The organism is Halorarum salinum, from assembly GCF_013402875.1.
Classification (GTDB): Archaea; Halobacteriota; Halobacteria; order Halobacteriales; family Haloferacaceae; genus Halorarum; species Halorarum salinum.
The window spans coordinates 3940700-3961995 of record NZ_CP058579.1 but is presented as its reverse complement, the minus strand read 5'-3'; the positions used below and the strand labels follow the sequence as shown (position 1 = coordinate 3961995).

Below are 21296 nucleotides of genomic sequence, written 5' to 3'. Positions count from 1 at the left end.
TGGGTCGGGCGCGTGGACGACGGAGTGCGACGGCACGCCGAGACCCGTTCGACCACTGCGCCGACGTCGGCCCCCGACGAACCGCCCCCGTGAAGGCGTCGACCCCGGCGGAGGACCTGGTGGTGGCGCTGTACGGGTCGCCCCGCGGTCCTGTGCGGAGACGCGAACGGCGCTGTGGGGCGACCGTTAGTCGCTCGCAAACGCACGCGGTCGGGCGGTCGACGTCGCCCTGCGCGACTCCCCCGTTGTGCCGATAAATCCAGTCCTACGGCTGTCGGTTTCACCGACAAGGGTGTCAACGATGCGGGCCCTATACTCGCCGTGCCGTCGTAGCCCTCCCGGTGAACGCATCAGATCTCTCCAGACGCGCGTTCCTCGGCGTGGCAGCGGTGGGCGGCCTCGCGGCGGGCCTCGGTCGCGACGCCGTACAGGGGACCTCCGGTTCGGGGGTGAAGCGGCGGGCCGAGCAGGTGGGTCCGGGGGTCGAACGCGGCGCACTCCTCGAGATCGTGACCGATGACGACGGGACGCTGTTCTACGAGTTCGACGTCGCGGGGCCGGTGCGGAAGGCGTTCGACCGCGGGCCGAACTCCGCGGAACTGCGGAACGACGACCTGCGAACCCTGCGGTCGGGGCTCGTCACCGTGACGGGCGAGACCGCCAACGGCCGTGGGGACGCCTACCGGATCCGGGGCCCGATCGTCGACTTCGAGTACAACGACGAGAGCGCCCCGCCGTTCGCGATGCTGCTCGACGGCGAGGACGTGACCGACCGCGTTACCGCGCTCGACACCCCCGACGCGGAGCAGGGCCGCGACCTGTTCGAGATCCGGACCCGGGGGGAGGGGACGCTGTCCTACGAGTTCGTCGCGAACGGCCGGATCACGAAGGCGTTCGACCGGGGCGACGGCTCGGCCGACCGGGACGACGACGTGGACCGGTTCCGCGACGGCAGCTGGGGCGTCCTCGGGTCGACGGGCGACGGCTCCGGCGACGCGTTCTACGTGTACGGCGGGATCACCGAGTTCGAGTTCAAGACGGACGAGCACCCACGGTTCCGGCTGTTCCTGAACGGCGACGACGTGACCGACAGCCTGCTCCGGGACCGGGACGGCGACGGCCGGGACGGCGACGGCCGAGACGACGGGGACGACCGTGACGACGGGGACGACCGTGACGACGAGGACGGGGCGGAGGAGTTCGACCCCGACGTCCGGCCCTCCTGCTACTACGTCACCGTCGACGCCGAGTCGTACGACGAGGTGCGCCTGGGGATGAGCGACGGCACAACTCAGCGCTTCACGGGGAGCTACGGCGGGCGGCTCCGCTTCGGCTTCGAGGGGAGCGGCCAGATCAGGTCGGACGACGAGAGCTTCGAGGAGTTCCACGGGTGGATCCGACGCGTCACGGTCTCGGACGGCGACGCGACCGCCTCGACGCGCACCGAGCGGCGCTGTCTCGACGTGACCCGCGACTGCTCGTCGGTCACGATGGAGCACCCGGACCGCGTGAACGTCGACGTGAACGTCTACTTCACGGACGGGAGCGTCAAGGGCATCGACGACGTGAGGCCGAGCCCGCTCGTCCTGGGCTCGCCCGGCCGGGTGTTCGACAGGGCCAGCTTCGACACGCCCGACGAGGTGGTCATCCCGAACGACGACACGTCCTGTGATCCGGGCGACCCCGCGACGACGTTCGAGTGTACCGAGGTGACCGTCGGGGAGGAGGAGTTCGGCAGCCTCCCCCCGGAGTTCGCCATGGCGACGCTCGTCTTCGCGGACGGGACCGATCAGCGGTTCGGCGACCAGTTCGGGCCGGACGAGTTCACCGCGCCGGAGACGTTCCGGGGCACCGGCGAGCACGAGGGGAAGGTCATCGAACGCCTCCAGCTCGCGGCCGACGACGGCGACGTGTTCTTCAACCTCGTGAACCCCGACGTCGACGACTGCGCACCCGCGACCCCGACGGGGACGCCCACCGGGACCGGTACGCCGACCGAAACCCCCACCGAGACACGGACCGAAACTCCGACCGACACGCCGACGGGGACGCCCACGGACACGCCGACGGCCACTCCGACCGACACTCCGACGGAGACGCCGACTGATACCCCCACCGACACGCCGACGGAGACGCCCACCGACACGCCTGCCGAGTGACCTCGGCGGCGGCCACGCGATCCCGGGATTTCGCACGTACCGGCCCCGACTGCTGGGACCGAACCACTCATACGGAAACCCGACCGAGTGGTCCGTGTGACCCGGTCCTCGACGCCGTGGAGCGGCGGTCACGGTCCCCGCTCGCTCCCCGTTCGCGCCCCCCGCGGGTGGTCCTGAATGGACGAGGTGCGCCCGCGAGCGGTGGTGCTCGCGGTCATCGCGTGCACGTTCTTCGTCGGCTTCGGCGGCGGCGTCGTCTTCCCCATCCTCCCGAACCTCGGGGCGGTGCTCGGCATCTCGCCGTTCCTCGTCGGCCTCATCCTGAGCGCGAACCGGTTCGTCCGGATGGTCGCGAACGCGCCCGCTGGGGCGCTGGTCGACCGGATCGGCACCCGGACGCCGTTCATCGCCGGCCTGCTGATCGAGGGCGTCGCGACGCTCGGCTACAACGTCGCGCTCGCCTCCGAGTTGCCCGAGGTCTGGTTCCTCCTCTCGCGGTTCGCCTGGGGGCTCGGCAGCGCGCTCGTGTTCGCGACGGCCTACACCATCACGGCCGACGTGAGCGAGTCGACCTCCCGCGGGACGAGCATGGGGCTCGTCCGCGCGGGCATCACCTTCGGCTTCCCCGCCGGCCTCGTCCTCGGCGGGGTGGTGAGCGACCTGTACAGCGTCGCCGTCGCGTTCGCGCTCGCGGCGGCGTTCGCGCTCGTCTCCGGCGGCCTCGCGTTCCTCACCGTCCCCGAGACCCACGCGAGCGAGGCGGGTTCCACGGTGCGACCGTGGGACATCGACCGGAGCACGCCCGCCCTGACGGCGGGGCTGGTGAACTTCGGGCTCTACTTCTCGTACGCCGGGGTGCTGTTCGCCACCCTGGTGCTGCTGCTCGGCGAGCGCGGCATCACCGTCCTCGACTACTCGGCGCAGGGGACCTCGGGATTTCTCATGGCCGCGACCGTGCTCGCGGGGTCGGTGTTCATGCTCGTCGGCGGCACGGCCAGCGACCGACTCGGCGCCCGGATGCCGGTGCTGCTCGGCTTCCTGCTGCTCGCGTGCGTCGGGTTCCTGCAACTTGCCGTCACGGAGTCGCGGGTCGGCCTGCTCCTCGGCTGTCTGGCCATCGGCGCCGGCCAGGGCGGCGTCGGCGGCCCGCTGATGGCGCTGCTCGCCGACCTCACGCCGACCGAACGGATGGGGCGGGCGACCGGGACGAACAACGTCCTCGGCGACGTCGGCGGCGGCCTCGGCCCCATCGTCTCGCTCCCGGCGGTCGAGGCGCTGGGGTTCGTCCCCGTCTACGCGGCCTGTGCGGTCATCCCGCTGGCGGCCGGGATCGTCCTCCTCGCGGGGACGTACCGCTACACCGGCGAACTGAACCCCGACGTGGCGGACGTCCCGGCGCGATGAGGCGGTCATCAAGTAACCCGTGAGCCACCCGCCCACGTCTCGGTCGGGACGCTCCGTTGGGGTTCGAGACCGCCGGAGGCCTCGGGGTCGTTCAGGCCGTGTGTGGCCGGTGGTCCGACGCCGCGCGTTCGATGCGGCGCCCGAGCATCTTCGGGTTCGACGCGATGGTCTCCTTCCGCAGGTAGTCGGTGACGCCCGCGGCCAGCGCCTCCTCGGCGACCGTTTCGCTCCCCATACCGGTCAGGATGACGAACGGGAGGTTCGGCCGCACCTCCCGCATCGCCGTCAGGAGTTCGATCCCGTTCATCCCGGGCATCCTGTAGTCGCTCACGACGCAGGTCGTGTCGGGGTGTTCGCTCATGTGTTCCAGCGCGTCCACCCCGCTCGTGACCGCGTGCGTCTCGACGTCGCGGAACTCGGCGAGTTGCCCGGTGAACAGGTCGAGGAACACCTGCTCGTCGTCGACGAACAGCACCGTGATCGAGGTCGGTCCCTCGCCGCGGGCCTCGGAGTACTCCCGGAGGTAGCGGCCGAACACGTTGGCGACGCGCTGTGAGTCGAACGTGACGTCGGTCTCGACGGTGACGTCGCCCCGTTGGTGGGCGATCCGGACGGTGATGGGCAGGCCGCCGTCGGACTTCGTCCGGCCGAACTCGACGATCTCGTCCGTGGGGACTCCTGGCGGCGGCCTCGAACTCGAACCGGACGCGCGTGGGCGCGGCGTCGAGCGTCCCGTTCAGGGGCGACTCGTCCTGCCGGACGCCGTCCACCTTCGACGGGTGGGTGACGATGACGTCGGCGTCACCGAGGATCAGCCTGAACAGCGCCGTCGCCAGCCGGTCGACGAGCTTCCGGTCGGCCTCGACCGTCGCGGCGTGCCGCGTCTGGTCGAGGAAACAGCCGACGGTGAGGACGGAGTCCGACTCGGCATCGAGGTGTGCGGGCGCCCGTCCCGGCGTGACGTCGAAGACGGACGACAGCGGGACGGCGGTCCGCGACTCCTCCGTCGCGAGGACGACGCGCCGCTCGCTCGTCACGACGCGTCCGGGGACGAGTTCGGCGCCGGCGTAGCTGTCCCAGACCTGGGCGGTGAAGTCGGCGATCGGTTCCTCGCTCACGTTCCGGACTCGGTGCTCGACCCGTTCGGGGCGGGCACCGACGCGTGATCCACGTACCGTACGCTTGTTCTCATCACCTTCTCCTCCCGTTCGAAACGGCGGTCGACGGTAATAAGTGTAAATAATACAATAATTATGGGGCGACGTGGCTTGAGTCAACGTGCTAACCGAACGACAGATGGGCACCTCGTGGGCGATCCCGATGACGAAGGAGGGTACACGCGGCGTCCGATACGTGCGATGTCCGTCGGGCTGGAGCGGGCCCGGATGACTGAAGGCGGAATTTCAGCCTGAGCAACGCTTACGGCGGTCCTCCCCGTCGCCCGAGACGATGCCCTCCCCCCGAACGCGGCGACGCGTCCTCCGTACCGCCACGGCACTCGCGTCGACGCTCGCGGGCTGTTCCTCCGCCGGCGACGGGTCGACGCCGGACCCGGACGACCCGGACGCGGGAACCGACTCCTACGGGATTCTCGCCCGGAACCTGAGCGGGACGACCTACGGTCTCGGGATCGAGGTGACCCGGACCTGGGAGGACGAGGTCGTCTTCGGGGAGACGATCGAACTCGACGGCGGCGACGAGCGGGAGTGGGACGGGGTGATCACCGGGGCGGGCGAGTGGTCAGTCATCGGCCGGGTCGACGACCACGGGGCCGAGGCGGACAGCGACGGGCTCAGGCTCGGACTCGGCGACGACGACGCCCCGGACGTCGCGAACGTCCGGGTGATCGTCGACAACGTGGAGGTACAGAACGGCCTGGCGGCGGTCGTCGACGTGACCTACGAGGGCGAGCACGACGGGTGAGTTCCCCGGCGGGGCCGCCCCGACACCCGCCCTACTCGACCGAGACGTGCGCGTCCGACTCCACCGTCCGGCCCCGGACGAACTCCCGCCAGTGGTTGACCGTCCAGAAGCTGAGGCCCGTCCCGATGAGTCCGGCCGCGAGCAGATAGAACAGCAACTGGACGTCGAACACCGTCGCGGGTTCGACCACGGCGTACCGGAGCCCCTCGCCGGCGAGCGTGCCGGTCACGAGCGCGAGGACGCTCACGCCGGTCGAGGCGGACAGCACCGTGCGGCCCTCCAGTCCGTAGTGGGACAGCCCGACGATGGTGATCACGAAGGCGATCGCCATCACGAGCACGTACGCCGGGAAGCGGTCGCCGAACCCGGCCGCGTTCCCGGTCACGAGCGCGAGCACCCCCACGAAGTCGGCGGTGAGCAGCACCGTCGAGACGCCGACCAGCGAGGCGACCTGTTTCAGCTGGCCGTCGAACCACCGGCTAGACATATGCAGGGACAGCCCCCTGGGTGCGAAAAAGGTACCGACGGCGCTCCGCGCCCCCGGTAGGCTCCCCCTTCTCACGGCCCCCGGAGTCGCTCCCACGACAGAAGGCATATGCCGGACCCCCTCTCACGTGTGGACGACCGATGAGCGACATCCCGGACGAGATCAAGATTTCGGAGGACGGTACGACGGTCCCCGTCATCGAACTCCTCACGGGACGCGGGTTCGTCACCGGCAAGTCCGGGAGCGGCAAGTCGAACACGGCCAGCGTCGTCGCGGAGGAGTTGCTCGAACTGGACCTCCCGATGCTCATCGTCGACACCGACGGGGAGTACTACGGACTGAAGGAGCGCTACGAACTGCTCCACGTCGGCGCCGGCGAACTGTGCGACGTGCAGGTGTCGCCCACGCACGCACAGCGCATCGCGACCCTGGCGCTGGAGGAGAACGTCCCCGTCATCCTCGACGTCTCCGAGTACCTCGACGTCGACGAGGCCCGACAGCTGATCCACGGCGTCGTGAAGACGCTGTTCGTCCGGGAGAAGAAGGCGAAGAAGCCGTTCATGCTGCTGGTCGAGGAGTGCCACGAGTACCTCCCCGAGTCGGGCGGCCTCGACGAGGTCGGCGAGATCCTCCTGCAGGTCGCCAAGCGCGGCCGGAAGCGGGGGCTCGGCCTCTGTGGCATGTCCCAGCGGCCGGCCGCGGTGGACAAGGACTTCATCACCCAGTGCGACTGGCTCGTCTGGCACCGGCTCACCTGGGAGAACGACACGAAGGTCGTCGGACGCTTCCTCGACAACGAGTACGCCGAGATGGTCGAGGAACTGAACGACGGGGAGGCCATCGTCGTGACCGACTGGGACGAGCAGGTGTCGCGGGTCCAGTTCCGCCGGAAGAAGACGTTCGACGCGGGCGCGACGCCGGGGCTGGAGGACGTCGAACGCCCGGACTTCCGGAGCATCAGCGTCGATCTGGAGGAGGAACTCGAGAACATCGATCCCTCCGCGGGCCCCGGATCACACCCCGCGGACGACGTCGAAACGATCGGCGACTCGGCCGGCGGTTCCGGCGCGGGGTCGACGTCCGGGTCGGGCGGCCTCGAGGCCGCCGCGTCCCCGACCGACCCGGACGACGACGGGGGTTCGGGGGACGGCGCCGACTCGACGGGGACGACCGCGGACGCCGGGACGTCGGGGACGGCGGACGTCGGGGACGGGTCGGCGGACGTCGAGAACAGGCCGGCCGACTCCGGCAGCGGGGCGACGCCGGGGGACGGAACGGCGTCCGGGGCGATGACGATGTCGGACCCGCTCGCCGCCGCTTCCGGCGGCGGGTCGACGACGGAGGTGGTCGCCACGGATCGACGGAGGGCCAGCGCGGACGACCTCCCCCGGAAACCGCCCGCGCCGAAGCGGCCGGAGGCGCCGAGTCGACCCGATCGCCGGAAGCGCCGGCGGAACCGGAGCGACGCCGAGGAGGACATCGTGCTGGAGGCGAGCCACCTCGTCGCCTACGGCGTCGAGTCGGCGATCTGGCGGTTCCGCCGTGGCGTCTTCCGCGTCCGGTACGCGCTGCGGCGGTGGAGATACCGGTTCCGACGCAGGATGCGGCGTGCCGGACGCGAACTCGATCTGGACCCGCGGCTGCTCACGGCGCTCCTGTTCGGGGTCGTGGGACTCGTCGCCGCCGTCCTGCTGTTCCTCGTGCTGTGACGGTCCCACCGCCGGGGGTCGGCGGCGCCCTCGAACCCCGCCGGCGTCCGGGCCGGCGCCGGGAACGCGCGTCGAAGGCGGTCGCTGTTCCCCCGCTTGGTGTCGGCTAACCCGAAACCGCGAACCGTACGCACCGTTGCTTACTCGCCCGTAATCGTACGTTTCGTGGCTTTATCGTTTCCATGGTTTATCACCTTCGGGGGCGTCGGTCGGCGCGATGGAGGGACGCGCATGACCAAGCGGAGAACGGTCGTATCGCTCGTCGCGGCGCTCGTCGTCCTGTCGGTGTTCGCCACGGCGGCGCTGACCGTCGGCGCACAGCAGGAGGACGGCGCTCAGCAGGCCGAACCGACGGGGCTCGTCGTCGACTCGATCGACGCGCCCGCGGCCGTCGCGCCGAACGGGTCGATCACGGTGACGGCGACGATCTCGAACCCGACCGACGGCGAACTCACCGAGGACGTGGCCTACCGGCTCGACGGCGAGGAGCAGGACGTCGTCCGGCACCAGGAGGTCACGGTCGCGCCCGGCGGCACCGGGACGGTCGAGTTCACCCTCGAGGCGACGAACTTCGGCACCGGCGACTACATCCACGGCGTGACGACCCGGAACAGCAGCAACCTCACGTACCTCGACGTGACGCGCGACGCGCTCGTCGACTTCGACGCCCAGGAGAGCGACGGCACCCAGGTCGTCGTCGAGTCGACGTTCGTCCCCGAGGGCGGCTACGTCACCATCCACGACGAGAGCCTCCTCCAGGGCGACGCGCTCGGCAGCGTCGTCGGCGTCTCCGAGTACCTGGAGCCCGGCTACCACCAGAACGTCACGATCCAGTTGTTCGACGTGGAGGGCGCCCAGTTCGAGGAGACGTCGTTGAACGGGAGCCAGCAGCTCATCGCGATGCCCCACCGGGAGACGAACAACGACACGACCTACGGCTTCGTGAGCTCCGACGGCGCACAGGACGGCCCGTACACGGTCGACGGTGAGGCCGTGACGGAGGCCTCGGAAGTGACCGTCACCTCCGAGGGCGCCACCGGGGACGGCGCGGCCACCGGCGGACTCGCCGGCGACGGGGACGACGCCGACGGCAACGAGACGACGGACGAGGGGACGCCCGCTCTCGAACCGTTCGCCGACCGCTGAGACCGGGACCGCCACGCGACGCTGCGACCACCGCCACGCGATGCGGCGTCCGGTCGCCTCCGGAGCGGCGGCACGAGGCCGGTGACCGTCCGCACGACGACGGGCGTGATCGCGTGGCCGGTGGGTGCGGCCGTGATGCCGTCCCGGTCCGGCCCACCCCGTTCCGCCTGCCCCCCGCTAGCCGCCGGCCGGCGAACTCCTTCCCGTGAACGGTCGGCCTCGGATCCGAACGGCGAAACCGCAGGACTGTGGCTCATTGTTTCGTCGGACCGTCGCGATCCGCCGGGGACCGTTTCGTCGTCGTCACCGCCGCCCCGCCGAGTATCGATTCGGAGAACGGCGAAACGAAACGAAACCGTCCCCCGGCGGACGGGAAACGCCACGGGACGGGTGTCCGGCTTTTAGTCCGAACTCGCCCTCCCCGGAAACGCCATGTCAGGAACGTCGCACACGTCGGCGGCCGCCGAGTTCGACTCGCGGCCGCGCGGGCTCGCGGACGCCGCGAACGTGCTGGTCCTCGAGGACCGGCGGGCGTCCGCGAGGAACCACCGCTGCCCGGGGGTCGCGACCGACGGCCCGCTGCTGCTGGTCGCGTTCACCGGGGCCGACGTGCGACGACTGGAGCGACGACCCGGTACGGGCCGGGAGCGGTACGTGGTCGATGCGACCCCGCAGGGAGTCGCCGCCGAGGCGGACGCCGACCGGCTCGCGGTCGAGTCGGCGTCCGCGCCGTCGAACCTCACCGAGGTGGGCGTGGCGCTCGACAAGCTGCTCGACCGCGCGGGGGACGCGGACGGGCGGCTCGACTGCTGTCTGCCGTCGCTCACCGCGCTGCTCCAGTACGTCGACCGACAGCGTGGCTACCGGTTCTGTAACGCCGTGGCCAACCGACTCGCGTCCGCGGACGCGTTCGCCCACTACCATCTCACGACGGGGGCACACGAGGGGATGACCGTCGACACCTTCGCGTCGCTGATGGACGCCGTCGTCCGCGTGGACGACGACGGGGCGCGCGTCGTCCGCCGCCGCTGACGGTCGAGCACCGAGTCCATGGGCACCCACTCGTTCCGACGTGGCTCACACCCCGCAGCCGATCGCCGGCCGCGTTCGGGGGGACGTGGCCGGTCGAACCGCTCTCCTGCCGGCCATCGTATCTGAGTCGTAAATCGCTCTCCCGTCGGCCATCGTATCTGGACCGTTACTGTTTCGCGGAAAAACGCCGTACTTCGTCCGACTGGGTGGTTATCCGATCCTTACCGTTTCGTTCGTTTCGTCGGTTTCGAGACGACGAAACGCGGCGCGAAAAGGTTAAGTTACACAACGGAAACGCCCGAACGAACCTGGTGCTCGCCAAGTGCGCACCGACTACTCCATCGAGACTGCCGCCCGCGTGCTCGTGCTCGGAGCCCTGCTGCTGTCGGCCGTCCTCGCCCCGGGCGTCGCGGCCACGGCTCAGGAGGCGGAGCAGATCAGCGTCGCGGGGAGCGGCTTCGGCGACGGCGACGTCGTCGCCGAGCGCGGCGACACGCAGTTCCTCTGGGCCGGCGAGGAGTCGACGCTCACGGTGACCCTGGAGACGAACGCCAGCGGGAGGGAGGGGCACTACGAGGCCTGCGTCCGCTCCGAACCGGCCGACGACCGCTCCGCGACCGACCTGGAGTGTCGGTCGGTGAAGCTAGCCGGGAACAGCACGGAGGAACTGACGTTCACGTTCGAGGAGTGGCCGGAGGGGTTGTACGGCCAGCAGACCGTGAGCGTCGTCGTCACCGCCGACACGTTGAGCCGCGACGAGGCGGCGCGCGCGACCCACGACGTCTCGGTCATCGAGAAGGGCGGCGACGAGGACGGCGACGGCGCCACGAACCGGCGCGAGCTCGACGAGGGGACGAACTTCACTGATTCCGACACGGACGACGACGGGCTGAGCGACGGGCTCGAACTGGACACGTACGGGACCGACCCGACCGAGACGGACACGGACGGCGACGGCCTGGACGACGGTCCCGAGGTGCGCGAGTACCGGACCGACCCGACCGAGGCGGACACGGACGGCGACGGCCTGGAGGACGACGCGGAGGTGAACCGCCACGGCACGGACCCGAACAGCCCCGACACGGACGGCGACGGGCTGGCCGACGCCCTCGAGGTCAACACCCACGAGACGGACCCGACGGACCCCGACACGGACGGGGACGGGCTGAGCGACGCGGACGAGGTCCGCGAACACGACACGAACCCGACGAAGTCGGACACGGACGACGACGGGCTGAGCGACGCGCTCGAGGCGTACACGTTCGAGACGGACCCGAACCGCGCGGACACGGACGACGACGGGCTGAGCGACGGGGACGAGGTGTACGGCGCCTCGACGGACCCGACGGACCCCGACACGGACGGCGACGGCCTGGAGGACGGCGCGGAGGCGGACAGTCACGGGACGAACCCGAACCGCGCGGACACGGACGGCGACGGGCTGGACGACGGCCCCGAGGTGAATCGGTACGGCACCGACCCGACGGACCCCGACACGGACGGCGACGGCGTCGGCGACGCGGCGGGCGTGAACGCCGGCGAGCGCCTCGCGCCGCTCGCGCTGTTGCTGGTGGTCCCGCTGGCCGGACTCGCAGTCGTCGGCGCCCTCTGGACCACGCGCGGCCGCTGGCTCCCGTACGTCCCCGGCCGGGTGCGGGAGTCGGCGGTCTGGACGCGGGCGGCGGCGTGGACCGGGCGGGTGCGGGACGCGGCGACGCGTCGTGCGTCGGCGCTACCGGGGGAGGCAGGGACCGGGGAGGCGGACGGCGCCCGCTCGGACGGGCGGGAGTACCCCGAACCGTCGCCCGACGACGGCCCGACCGAGGTCCCGCTCGAGATGCTGAGCAACGAGGACGCCGTGCTGGCCGTGCTCCGGCGGAACGGCGGCCGCGTTCGCCAGTCGGCGATCGTCCGGGAGACGGGCTGGTCGAAGTCGAAGGTGAGCCGGGTGCTCTCCCGGATGGCCGACGACGGACGGGTGACGAAGATCAACGTCGGTCGGGGGAACGTCATCACGCTCCCGGGCGAGGAGCCCGACGGCGCCGACTCGCCGTTCTCGGAGTGAGGCGCCCGCCGGAACCGCCGCGCGACCGCGGCCGACTGCCCCCACCTGTGGGCCCGGCCGAATGATTTCCGTCGAACATTTATCAACCGACGGGTGATACGGGACGACGTGGTAGACCGACGGACCGCCGCCACCGCCCTCCTCGCGGTTCTCGCCGTCCTCGCGCTCGGTGTCGCGGCCGCGACGATCGACTCCGCGACGACGTCGAACGCCGGCGGGTTCGGCGTCGGCTCCACCGAGGACGAGGCGGGTATCGGCGAGCGGGACGCCGGCGAGATCGAGTTCGGCGGGAACGCCTCGGCCGGCGGGATCGAACTGAGTTTCTCGACGTGCGTCGCGTTCCTCACCAGGCCGCTCGTCCGGCTCGGACTGCTCGCCGTCGTCGGCCTGTTCTTCTACGCGATGTATCGGACGACCGGCTCGAAGCTGCTGAGCGGGATCTTCGTCGGCGCGGCGTCGTTCCCGTTCGCCGTCGTATACGTCGTGCTCACCGTCTGTAACCCGGCGCCGCTGGATCCGCGGTTCGGCGCGTCGGGCGCGCCGACCAACGAGACGGGCTTGGGCGCCGGCGCCGGCGACGCGGGGACGAACGCGGCCGGCGAGGCGCTCTCCACGCCGACCGCGCTCGTGGGGCTGCTGCTCGTGCTGGCGCTGCTCGGCTGCGTCGCGCTCCTGTTCGTCTCGACCGGCGACGACGAGGAGGAACCGGCCGACGAGGAGCCCGACCTCCCGCCCCCGGACCGCCGCGCGGCGCTGGGAGCGGCGGCGGGCGCGGCCGCGGACAGGCTGGAGGCCGACTCGGACCTCGAGAACGAGGTGTACCGCGCGTGGAGCGAGATGACCGGACGGCTCGACGTCGAGAACCCGGCGGCGGCCACGCCGGCGGAGTTCGCCGCCGCCGCCGTCGAGGCGGGGATGGACCGCGGGGACGTGACGGAGCTGACGGCGGTGTTCGAGGAGGTGCGGTACGGCGGCGCCGAGCCGACGCCCGAGCGGGAGGCGCGCGCGGTCGACGCGCTCCGCCACATCGAGGCGAGGTACGCGGACGGCGGCTCCGCGGCGGGTGATCATGCGTGAGAGCGACCGCGTCGGTCGGACTGGCCGCGGTGTTGTTCGGCTTCGTGGTCGTGTTCGAGCGCGGGCTCGCCGGCCTCTTCGGCTCGATGAGCTACGTGTTCGTGACGCTCGTGGGCGTGCTGGCGCTCGTCCAGGGGCTGCGGATCCTGAACGACGCCCGACGGGTGGAGGCCCGCGCGGCCGAGACGGCCGACGTGGAGGACCGGTACGAGGTCCCCTTCCCGGGCGAGGACATCGACGTCCTGCTCGCGAGCGGCGGCGGGCTCTCGACCGTGAGCGTCAAGCGCAGGCGCGAACTCCACGCGCGCCTCGACCGGGCCGCGCGCGAGACGCTCCGGGCCCGCGGCGACTACGACGAGGCGGAGCTCCCCGCGGCGCTCCGCGAGGGGACGTGGACCGACGACCCCGTGGCCGCGTGGTTCCTCGGCGACGACCGCCCGGCTCCGGCGGCCGTGCGGCTCAGGGGGCTGCTCGGCTCGGACGTGGAGTTCCGGTTCGCCGCCGCGCGGACCGTCGAGGCGCTGGCCGCCGCACGCTCGGGGGAGGTCCCGGAGGACGCGTCGGACGACGGGAGTCCGTCGGGGGCGGGCGGCGGGCTCGGTTCGACGATTCGCGCGGCCGGTCGGCGGCGGCTCCGGTCGGTTCGGGACCGCCTGCCGGGGGTGGGCCGGTGACGCCGACCCTCCCGGAGGAGCTCCGCCCCCGCGGCGTCGTCCCCACCGGGCGGTGGGCCGGGATGGCCGCGCTCGCGCTGGTCCCCGTCGGACTCGGGGCGCTCCTCGAGAGCCCGTCGCTCGTCGTCGCGGGCGCGGTCGGCGTCGCGTTCGCGGCGTACGCCCGGGCCGACACGGCGCCGCATCCGGACCTCGCGGTCACGCGGGAGCTGTCGACGACGACGCCCGACCCCGGCGAGGAGGTGACCGTCACGCTCCGCGTCGTGAACGCCGGCGACGGCGTCGTCCCGGACCTGCGGCTGATCGACGGCGTTCCCCCGGCGCTGGCCGTGGAGGGGTCCGCACGCCTCGGCACGGCGCTCCGGCCGGGCAAGGCGGCGACGCTCCGCTACACGGTGACGGCCGTCCGGGGCGCCCACGAGTGGCGCCCGGTCCACGTCGTCACCCGGAACGCCAGCGGCTCGCGGGAGCACGACGAGCGGGTCGAGGCCGAGACGACGATGCGCTGTGCGCCCGACCTCGAGGCGAGCGCCTCCCTGCCGCTCCGCGGGCTGACCACCCAGTACGCGGGCCGGGTCGCGACCGACGTGGGCGGGGCGGGCCTGGAGTTCCACTCGACGCGGGAGTACCGCCACGGCGACCCGGCAAAGCGCGTGAACTGGGCGCAGTACGCCAGGACCGGGGAGCTCTCGACGCTGCTGTTCCGCGAGGAGCGGGCCGCGACGGTCGTGCTCTGTATCGACGCGCGGGAGGGGTCGTACCTCGCCCCCGACCCCGACGCGGCCAACGCCGTCGAGCGGAGCGTCGACGCCGCGACGCAGGCCTGCTCGGCGCTGTTGGGGAGCGGCGACCGCGTCGGCGTCGCCGCGTTCGCGCCGGGCGAGTGCTGGCTCCCGCCGGGGAGCGGCGCGGACCACGCGGCCGCCGCTCGGGAACTGCTCGGCACCCACCCGTCGCTCGCGCCGACGCCGCCCGCCGAGCGCTTCCTCGCGACGACGTGGTTCCGGCGGTTCCGGCGGCGGCTCCCGGCGGACGCGCAGGTCGTCTTCTGCTCGCCGATGGCCGACGACTACGCGCTGACGGTCGCCCGCCGCCTCGACGCGCACGGCCACGCGGTGACGGTCGTCAGCCCGGACCCGACCGCCGCCGACACGCCGGGGCGGACGCTCGCTCGGGTCGAGCGGGCGAACCGCCTCTCGCGGCTCCGGCGGGCCGGCATCCGCGTCCTCGACTGGGGCGAGGAGCCGCTCGCGACCGAGCTCGAACGCGCCGCCGCGCGGTGGTCGCGGTGACCGTCACCCGGCGCCCCCCGGCGGCGGGAATCTGGGGCGCGGCCATCGCCGCGTTCACGGGGGCCGTCGTCGTCGGGCTCGTCTCCCCCGCAGCGGGGGGGCTCGGCGCGGTCGGCACCGTCCTCGTCGTCGGTGGGCTCGTGCGCCCGTCGCGCCGCGTGCTCGGCGCCGGCGCGGTGCTGCTCGCGTGTGCGGTGCTGCTCGCGGCTGGGACCGGCGGCGCGGGCGTCGGCGTCTCGCTCGCCGGCGCGGTCGCCGCCGCGGTCGCGTGGGACCTCGGCGAACACGCCATCGGGCTCGGCGAGCAGCTCGGACGGGAGACTGACGCGACCCGGAACGTCGCGGTCCACACCGCGGCGAGCCTCTCGGTCGGGGCCGTCGCGGCGGGCGTCGCGTTCGCGGTGTACGGCGCAGCGACCGGGGGACAGCCCGTCGTCGCGCTCGTGTTCCTGCTCGCGGGCGCGGTGGCGCTCGCGAGCGCCGTCAGGTAGCGGGGCCGGCGGCCGATCGCCCGTCCGGTCCTCACCCGACCTCGAGCTCCCCCTCGAGTTCGCCCCGTCGCACCTGGACGTCGAGCTCCCCGGCGTTGTCCCCCTCGGCCGGCACCGTGACCTGGAGCTGGCCGTTCTCGTCGGTCTGCCCGACCAGCTGCCGTTCGTCGTCCCCGTCCCGGACGAACACGTCCGCGCCGACCACCGGCTCGCCGTTCAGGGTCGCCGTGATGGTCACGGTCGCGCCCGGCGAGACGGTACCGCTGTAGTCGACCCTGATCGGGCCCTCCTGGCTGTCGCCCGAGCCGCCGGGCTCCACCTCGAGTTCGCCCTCGCGCTCGCCCTGGCGGATCCTGACGCGGAGGTCGCCCGCGCGGTCGCCCGACGACGGGATCGTGACCTGCAGCCGGCCGTTCTCGTCGGTCGTCCCCACGAGCGTCCACTCGTCGTCGCCCTCCGCGCCACGCTGGAAGACGTTCGCGCCGACGACGGGTTCGCCGTCCAGGGTCGCGGTGATCGTGACGGCGTTGCCCGGCGAGACCTCCCCCTCGTAGGTGATCAGTATCCTGCCCGTCCCCAGGCCGCCGGCCGCGACGGACCCCTCCTGGACGATCCGCTGGCTCTCCGGGACGGGGCCGTCGGTCGGCATGCTCCCCTCGGCCGGGCCGCCGGGCGTTCCCACGACGATGCGGCCGACCATCCCGTTCGCCCGGTGCGGGAGACAGTAGTAGTCGTACGTTCCCTCCACCTCGAACGTCCGCGAGACGGTCGCGCCGGGTTCCGAGACGATGCCGGTGTCCCACGGTTCGGCTCCCTCCGGGATCCTGTCCTCGTAGGACGTCGACGAGTGGACGCCGCTCTCCAGTTCCCAGACGACGGTCGCGCCGGGCTCGACGTACAGGCCGACCGGGTCGTAGACGTTCCCCTGCCGGGCGCTCATCAGCACGGTCCCGCCCTGCGTCCGGGCGGCTCCGCTCCCCGCGTTCGACCGTCTCGCGTACCCCGCCACCCCCACGAGACCCGCCGTCGCCGTGCCGGCTACCGCTCCGAGGAACCGCCGTCGTCGCTGATTCATACCACCTGTTTCCGTGTCGGGGACCTTGTGTCGTCTCCCTGCAGGGGAAAGGTAACCCCGCGTCGAGTCCACGTGCCGGCGACCGGTCGACGGGACGACCGGTTCGGGGGGTCGCCCGCCGGCTACAGCCGGCCGACCTGCCACGCGGCGACCGCGGCGCCGAGCGAACTCGTCCCGAGCGAGAGGCCGGCGCCGACCGCGAGCACGGAGGTCGGCGTCCGGACCAGCCCCTCGTAGCCCACGGCCGCGGACACCGCGAACTCGAGCCCGACCGTCGCTGGGTAGGTGAGGGCGAGCCCGAGCGCGCCGCCGAGCGCGCCGAGCACGAGCGCCTGGGCGACCCCGATTCCGACCAGCGTCCGCGACGAGCAGCCGAGCGCCTTCAGCGCCCGGAGCTCCTCGCGCTGCTGGTGACAGAACGACAGCAGGAGGTTGAGCGAGAGCGCGATCCCCGCGACCACCGCGAGAACGACGAGGCTCGCGCCGCTGGCGAGCACGACCGCCTCCCGGCCGAGCGTCGCACGCAGCTGGTCGCGGTTCGTCCGGAACTCGTACTCGGGGTACTCCTCCTGCAGGGACTGCTCGACCCGGGCGGGGTCGGCGCCCTCCTCGAGGCGGACGGTGACGAGCGTCGCGCGGTCCGTCGCGGCCGTCCCCGTGAGCGTCTGTAGTTCGGCGAGGTGGAGCGCCACCGTCGGCGTCCCGACGTAGCCGGAGAACGTCGACGAGACGCCAACGACGGTGAACTCGTTCGAGCGGGCGGCCGCGACCGTCCCGCCGACGTGGAGCGTGTCGCCGGGTTCGAGGTCGAACCGCTCGGCGGTCCGGGGGTCGACGACGACGGCGTTGGTCATCGGCCCGTCGTAGCCCCCGTCGGCGTAGTGGACGTCGTCGCGCTCGAACCCGCGGCCCTCCGAGACGCCGACCGAGGGACCGCCGCCGGGGACGCCCACGCCCACGACCGTCTCCAGGTCCGAGCCGTCCGTTCCCACGTACACGGTCTGGAACGACATGGGGACCGCCGACCGGACCTCCTCGCGCCGTTCGAGGTCCCGGGAGAGCGCGTGTGCGTCGGTCACGGTGTTCTCGAAGCCGCCGACCGTGCCGGGTGCCAGCCCGACCGGCCCGCCGGTCACCCAGAGGTCCCGGTCGGCCGCGTCGAACTTCTCGGTCCCGGTCTCGACGACGCCGACGCCGACGCTCGCGAGCGACGTCGTGGCGAGGACGGCCACCGCGATGCCCGCGACGGCCAGCGCCGTCCGCCCCCGGTCGTGTCGCAGGACGGCGACGGCGACGCCGACGAGCCCCCGGACGCGGGAGAGCGCCCGCGCGGTCACCGTGTCACCCCCTCCCGCGAGGCCCGGCGGGCGAGCAACAGCGGGTACGGCGCGGCGAGGAGCCCCACGAGCACGGCGAGGCCGACGCCGTAGCCGACGAGCGCGACGTGGAACCGCGCCACGGACGGGACCGAGAGGACGTGGCCGGCGACGGCGTTCGTCGCGACGATGCCGGCGCCGCCGAGGAGCACGCCGCAGACGCCGCCGCAGGCGGCGACGGCGAGCGTCTCCGCGAGGACGACCAGCCCGCGGGACGCCGGGGAGAACCCGACGGCGTCGAGAACGGCGAGCTGCTCCCGGTCGGCGGTGACCTCGAGCCCCATCACCGTGGCCACGAAGAGGACGCCGACGACGAGCGCGACGAGGGAGGCCGCGAGGCCGATCGCGAGCGCGCGCTCGGACTCGGCGACGGCCGTCGCGGAGAACCCGTCGCTCGGGACGACCTTCGTCCGCGGGTAGGCGGCGGCGAGGGTCGGCTTGACGTCCCGCGAGTCCGTCCGGACGAGGAGCTGGTCGGCCTGGTCTCCCGCGTCCGCGCCCGTGAGCGCCTGTAGCTCGCTCAGGTGGACGAGCGCGAGCGGGACCATCCCCCCGCCGACGGCCCCGGGGCCGTCGTCGACGGCGGTCACGGCGAGCGAACGGTCCCCCGACCCGGAGCCGTCGCGGAGTTCGTCCCCCGCGTCGACGCCGAGTCGCTCGGCCGCGGCGGGGTTGAGCACCGCCTCGCCGGTCCAGTCACCGTCGTACCCCCCGTCGGCGTAGTGGGGGTCGCCGGGTCGGAGGTGGTCGGTCGAGAGCCCGGAGACGCGCGTCCCGTCGCCGGCCGGGACGAGCCCGAGCGCCACGACGTACTCCCGTTCGCCGGTCCGGGGGTTCTCGACGGCCAGGGGGGCGACGAGGACGGGCGTCGCGTGGTCGATCCGATCGTCGGCGTTCAGCCGGGCGGCCGTCCCGTGGACCTCGCCGAGCCGCGACCCGCCGACCGGCAGGGCCGTCGGCCCGTCGCCCCCGTCCTCCGGGACGATCCAGTAGTCCACCGACGGGCTCTCGACGGTCGATCCCGCGGCGAGCCCCAGCGCGACCCCCGAGACGGTCACCACGAAGCCGACCGCGATCGCGACCGCCAGCACGCTCGACAGGAACCGACGCGGTGAGACGACGAGGGTGCGGCCGACGACGCGCCGGACGCCGAGCGCGAGGAGCGCGGCCCGCCGCCGGAGCCTACGCGGCATCCTCGTCGCTCCCGTTTCGGCCGGCCACCCCGTTCGTCCCCCGGCCGCCGGAGACGTTCGCGTCCCGGTCGTCCGCGTCGGTCCCGTTCCGGTCGGCCACGACGTCCCCGGCCCGGTCGGCCGGGTCCTCGCCGTCCACGACGCGCCCGTCCCTGAGGTGGACGAGCCGGTCGGCCCGCGAGAGCGCCTGCGAGTCGTGTGACGCGAGGACGACCGCACGGTCGGACGCGAGTTCCTCGAACAGCGCGAGCACCCGCTCGCCGGCGGCGGTGTCGAGTTCGCCGGTCGGCTCGTCGGCGACGAGGAGGTCCGGGTCGTTCACGAGCGCGCGGGCGACCGCGACGCGCTGCCGTTCGCCGCCGCTCAGCTCCCCCGGCCTGTGCGTCGTGCGGTCGCCGAGGCCGACCCGTTCGAGCAGTTCCGTCGCTCGCTCCCGGCGGGCGGCCTTCGGCACGCCGCGCTCGACGAGCGGCACCGCCACGTTCGCACGCGCCGACAGCGCCGGGAGGAGCCGGAACCGCTGGAAGACGATCCCGACGCGGTCGAGCCTGAGCCGCGCGCGCTCCCGCTCGGAGAGGGAGCCGGTGTCCGCCCCGGCGAGCGTCACCGTCCCGGACGTGGGCACGTCGAGCCCCGCGAGCAGGTGCAGCAGGGTCGACTTCCCGCTCCCGCTCGGGCCGGCGACGCCGACGAACTCGCCGGGCGCGACGTCCATCGAGACGCCGTCGACGGCCGTCACGGTCGTCGACGATCCGGACCGGCCGAGGAGGCCGCCCCCGCCGCGCCGGAACCTGCGCGTGAGCCCGCGACACCGGACCAGCGCTTCGTCGTCGGCGTCCGCTGTGCCGGACCGTTCGCGGCGGGACCTGTGGAGTCGTTCGGCGTTCGACATCGAGTCGTCCCGACGTCCCCCCGAACCGACGTTAGTATGGCCCGGGTAACCCCGGCGCGACGGCCGCGGACGGCGCGTGGTTTCCGGGCCGGCTCCCCGGTCGGGTCCGCGACCGTGCCCGTCGCAGGGGAGTCGGTCGGATCGGAGGGGGGCGGACCGCCGCTCGTCGGGACGGGAGGTTAGCCGGGTCATTCCAATCACGGCGAGGCGTCTACGGTCGGCCATGCGACGAACGACCGCGGCGATCATCCTGGCGTGCGTTCTGGGCGGTGTACTGGCGGCGGGCGGCGTCGGCGCAGCGCCGGAGTACGGGCTCTCCGTCGCGGGGAGCGTCGACACGCCGAACCGGACGGTTCCGGTCGACGGCGAGGAGTTCGCCGTCTCCGAGGTCGCGAGCGTCGAACCCGGCGACGCCCTCGACGTCGAGGTCACGGCGCCGGACGAGGGCCCGTACGAACTGCTCCTGTACGACTCGGAGCGCCGCATCGTGACCCGCGCGGACGCGGCGGCGGGCGAGCGGACGGAACTCGAGACCGACGGCTTCGAGGCGGGCGCGTACCTCCTCGTCCTCCGTGACGGGGAGACGGTCCGCGCGGTCCATCCGGTCGTGATCGACGGCTACGACGTCGAGGTGGACGCGCCCGGGGCGGCGGAGGCCGGGACCGAGACGTCGGTCGCGGTCTCGGTCGCCCCCGGGCAGTCGACCGGGAGCCCGGACCGCGTGACGGTGGTCGCCTGGAACGGCGAGGAGACGGTCTCGGCCGTGGCCGACCGCCAGGGCGACGGCCGGTACGTCGCCACCCTCGACCTCGCCGACCTCGACCCTGGCGAGTACACGCTCGTCGCGACCGCCCACGGCGAACGGGTGGTCTACGGCCGTCAGGAGCCGCTCGGCACGAGCGACGAACACGCGCTCCGCGTCACCGACGAACCGGTCGAGGGCGGCTCCGGTTCGGCGTCGGGAAGCGGGTCGGGAGGCGCCGACGACGGCTCCGCGGCGGACGGCACGGACACCCCGACCGGGACGACGCAGTCGGACGTCATCACGCCCGGCGAGGGGGAGGAGTCGGGCGACGGCGCGTCGGACCCGTCGGGGGAGGACGGCGCGCCCGGCCGACCCGGGAACGGGAGCCTGCTCCCGCTCGGGGTGGGGGGAGCCGCCGTGCTCGTCGGGTACGCCTACCTGCGCCGGCGGACGGGCGGGATCCGCTGACGCCCCGGGGCGCGGCCGTTCCGACGGGTAGAGGGACCATATTCGTCGGTAACGTCACGCTTGTGGTCGTTATCTATCTGATTACAAT

General features: G+C 72.9%; 18 protein-coding genes and 1 pseudogene. 12 read left to right on the top strand and 7 right to left on the bottom strand.

Annotated elements, in window-relative coordinates; genetic code table 11:
• The first annotated feature begins 341 nt into the window (after positions 1-341).
• Complete coding sequence (locus tag HUG12_RS19990; RefSeq protein ID WP_179270459.1) at positions 342-2159, top strand: hypothetical protein; 1818 nt, start codon at positions 342-344, stop codon at positions 2157-2159.
• Between the two features lie 177 nt (positions 2160-2336).
• Positions 2337-3563, top strand: a complete 1227-nt coding sequence (locus tag HUG12_RS19985; RefSeq protein ID WP_179270458.1) for an MFS transporter — start codon at positions 2337-2339, stop codon at positions 3561-3563.
• A 91-nt stretch (positions 3564-3654) separates the two neighbouring features.
• Here HUG12_RS19985 and HUG12_RS19980 read toward each other — a convergent pair whose 3' ends face one another.
• Together HUG12_RS19980 and HUG12_RS22135 are read right to left on the bottom strand one after the other, a co-directional pair.
• Positions 3655-4101 carry a response regulator gene (locus HUG12_RS19980; RefSeq protein WP_218836364.1) on the bottom strand — a complete coding sequence of 149 codons (447 nt, stop codon included), beginning with the start codon at positions 4099-4101 and terminating at the stop codon, positions 3655-3657.
• Between the two features lie 208 nt (positions 4102-4309).
• Positions 4310-4681: pseudogene (locus HUG12_RS22135) on the bottom strand (CheF family chemotaxis protein); the annotation flags it as partial.
• 331 nt (positions 4682-5012) lie between these two features.
• Between HUG12_RS22135 and HUG12_RS19970 the strand changes: the two are divergent.
• Positions 5013-5486, top strand: a complete 474-nt coding sequence (locus HUG12_RS19970; RefSeq protein WP_179270457.1) for a hypothetical protein — start codon at positions 5013-5015, stop codon at positions 5484-5486.
• 31 nt (positions 5487-5517) lie between these two features.
• Here HUG12_RS19970 and HUG12_RS19965 read toward each other — a convergent pair whose 3' ends face one another.
• Positions 5518-5973, bottom strand: a complete 456-nt coding sequence (locus HUG12_RS19965; protein WP_179270456.1) for a hypothetical protein — start codon at positions 5971-5973, stop codon at positions 5518-5520.
• Between the two features lie 140 nt (positions 5974-6113).
• Here HUG12_RS19965 and HUG12_RS19960 point away from each other — a divergent pair, with 140 nt between their 5' ends.
• The 8 genes from HUG12_RS19960 (at position 6114) to HUG12_RS19925 (ending at position 15459) form a co-directional block, all read left to right on the top strand.
• Positions 6114-7682: an ATP-binding protein gene (locus HUG12_RS19960; protein WP_179270455.1), complete on the top strand. Its 1569-nt coding sequence runs from the start codon at positions 6114-6116 to the stop codon at positions 7680-7682.
• A gap of 231 nt (positions 7683-7913) precedes the next feature.
• Positions 7914-8828, top strand: coding sequence for a DUF7282 domain-containing protein (locus tag HUG12_RS19955; RefSeq protein WP_179270454.1), 915 nt, complete (start codon positions 7914-7916; stop codon positions 8826-8828).
• Between the two features lie 432 nt (positions 8829-9260).
• A complete protein-coding gene (locus HUG12_RS19950; protein ID WP_179270453.1) occupies positions 9261-9860 on the top strand; it encodes a DUF7504 family protein in 600 nt (199 codons plus the stop codon).
• A gap of 322 nt (positions 9861-10182) precedes the next feature.
• Positions 10183-11925 (top strand): helix-turn-helix transcriptional regulator, encoded by a 1743-nt coding sequence (locus tag HUG12_RS19945; protein WP_246308100.1) that lies wholly within the window; start codon positions 10183-10185, stop codon positions 11923-11925.
• A gap of 108 nt (positions 11926-12033) precedes the next feature.
• Positions 12034-13002 (top strand): DUF4129 domain-containing protein, encoded by a 969-nt coding sequence (locus HUG12_RS19940; protein ID WP_179270452.1) that lies wholly within the window; start codon positions 12034-12036, stop codon positions 13000-13002.
• Positions 12999-13676: a DUF7269 family protein gene (locus HUG12_RS19935; RefSeq protein WP_179270451.1), complete on the top strand. Its 678-nt coding sequence runs from the start codon at positions 12999-13001 to the stop codon at positions 13674-13676. The genes HUG12_RS19940 and HUG12_RS19935 overlap by 4 nt, the downstream gene beginning before the upstream one ends.
• Positions 13673-14968: a DUF58 domain-containing protein gene (locus tag HUG12_RS19930; protein WP_394354269.1), complete on the top strand. Its 1296-nt coding sequence runs from the start codon at positions 13673-13675 to the stop codon at positions 14966-14968. The genes HUG12_RS19935 and HUG12_RS19930 overlap by 4 nt, the downstream gene beginning before the upstream one ends.
• Positions 14965-15459 carry a DUF7519 family protein gene (locus tag HUG12_RS19925; protein WP_179270450.1) on the top strand — a complete coding sequence of 165 codons (495 nt, stop codon included), beginning with the start codon at positions 14965-14967 and terminating at the stop codon, positions 15457-15459. Before HUG12_RS19930 ends, HUG12_RS19925 begins: the two co-directional genes overlap by 4 nt.
• Before the next feature lie 31 nt (positions 15460-15490).
• Here the strand turns inward: HUG12_RS19925 and HUG12_RS19920 are convergent, their stop codons facing one another.
• The 4 genes from HUG12_RS19920 to HUG12_RS19905 all read right to left on the bottom strand — a co-directional run bounded on the left by HUG12_RS19920 (position 15491) and on the right by HUG12_RS19905 (position 19995).
• Positions 15491-16534, bottom strand: coding sequence for a plastocyanin/azurin family copper-binding protein (locus tag HUG12_RS19920; RefSeq protein WP_179270449.1), 1044 nt, complete (start codon positions 16532-16534; stop codon positions 15491-15493).
• 122 nt (positions 16535-16656) lie between these two features.
• Entirely contained in the window at positions 16657-17871 is a 1215-nt protein-coding gene (locus tag HUG12_RS19915) for an ABC transporter permease (protein ID WP_179270448.1), read from the bottom strand.
• The gene (locus HUG12_RS19910) at positions 17868-19103 is read right to left on the bottom strand and encodes an ABC transporter permease (RefSeq protein WP_179270447.1); all 1236 of its coding nucleotides are present in this window, start codon (positions 19101-19103) and stop codon (positions 17868-17870) included. Before HUG12_RS19910 ends, HUG12_RS19915 begins: the two co-directional genes overlap by 4 nt.
• Positions 19093-19995 carry an ABC transporter ATP-binding protein gene (locus HUG12_RS19905; protein WP_179270446.1) on the bottom strand — a complete coding sequence of 301 codons (903 nt, stop codon included), beginning with the start codon at positions 19993-19995 and terminating at the stop codon, positions 19093-19095. The genes HUG12_RS19910 and HUG12_RS19905 overlap by 11 nt, the downstream gene beginning before the upstream one ends.
• A gap of 223 nt (positions 19996-20218) precedes the next feature.
• Between HUG12_RS19905 and HUG12_RS19900 the strand changes: the two genes are divergently transcribed.
• Entirely contained in the window at positions 20219-21208 is a 990-nt protein-coding gene (locus HUG12_RS19900) for a hypothetical protein (protein ID WP_179270445.1), read from the top strand.
• Positions 21209-21296: the final 88 nt, after the last annotated feature.

What these genes read in the sequence shown, in the direction of transcription:
- HUG12_RS19985 (WP_179270458.1), top strand. Translation starts at nt 2,337, where the DNA reads ATGGACGAGGTGCGCCCGCGAGCGGTGGTGCTCGCGGTCATCGCGTGC.
- HUG12_RS19970 (WP_179270457.1), top strand. Translation starts at nt 5,013, where the DNA reads ATGCCCTCCCCCCGAACGCGGCGACGCGTCCTCCGTACCGCCACGGCA.
- HUG12_RS19965 (WP_179270456.1), bottom strand. Translation starts at nt 5,973, where the DNA reads ATGTCTAGCCGGTGGTTCGACGGCCAGCTGAAACAGGTCGCCTCGCTG.
- HUG12_RS19960 (WP_179270455.1), top strand. Translation starts at nt 6,114, where the DNA reads ATGAGCGACATCCCGGACGAGATCAAGATTTCGGAGGACGGTACGACG.
- HUG12_RS19955 (WP_179270454.1), top strand. Translation starts at nt 7,914, where the DNA reads ATGACCAAGCGGAGAACGGTCGTATCGCTCGTCGCGGCGCTCGTCGTC.
- HUG12_RS19950 (WP_179270453.1), top strand. Translation starts at nt 9,261, where the DNA reads ATGTCAGGAACGTCGCACACGTCGGCGGCCGCCGAGTTCGACTCGCGG.
- HUG12_RS19920 (WP_179270449.1), bottom strand. Translation starts at nt 16,534, where the DNA reads ATGAATCAGCGACGACGGCGGTTCCTCGGAGCGGTAGCCGGCACGGCG.
- HUG12_RS19910 (WP_179270447.1), bottom strand. Translation starts at nt 19,103, where the DNA reads ATGCCGCGTAGGCTCCGGCGGCGGGCCGCGCTCCTCGCGCTCGGCGTC.
- HUG12_RS19905 (WP_179270446.1), bottom strand. Translation starts at nt 19,995, where the DNA reads ATGTCGAACGCCGAACGACTCCACAGGTCCCGCCGCGAACGGTCCGGC.
- HUG12_RS19900 (WP_179270445.1), top strand. Translation starts at nt 20,219, where the DNA reads ATGCGACGAACGACCGCGGCGATCATCCTGGCGTGCGTTCTGGGCGGT.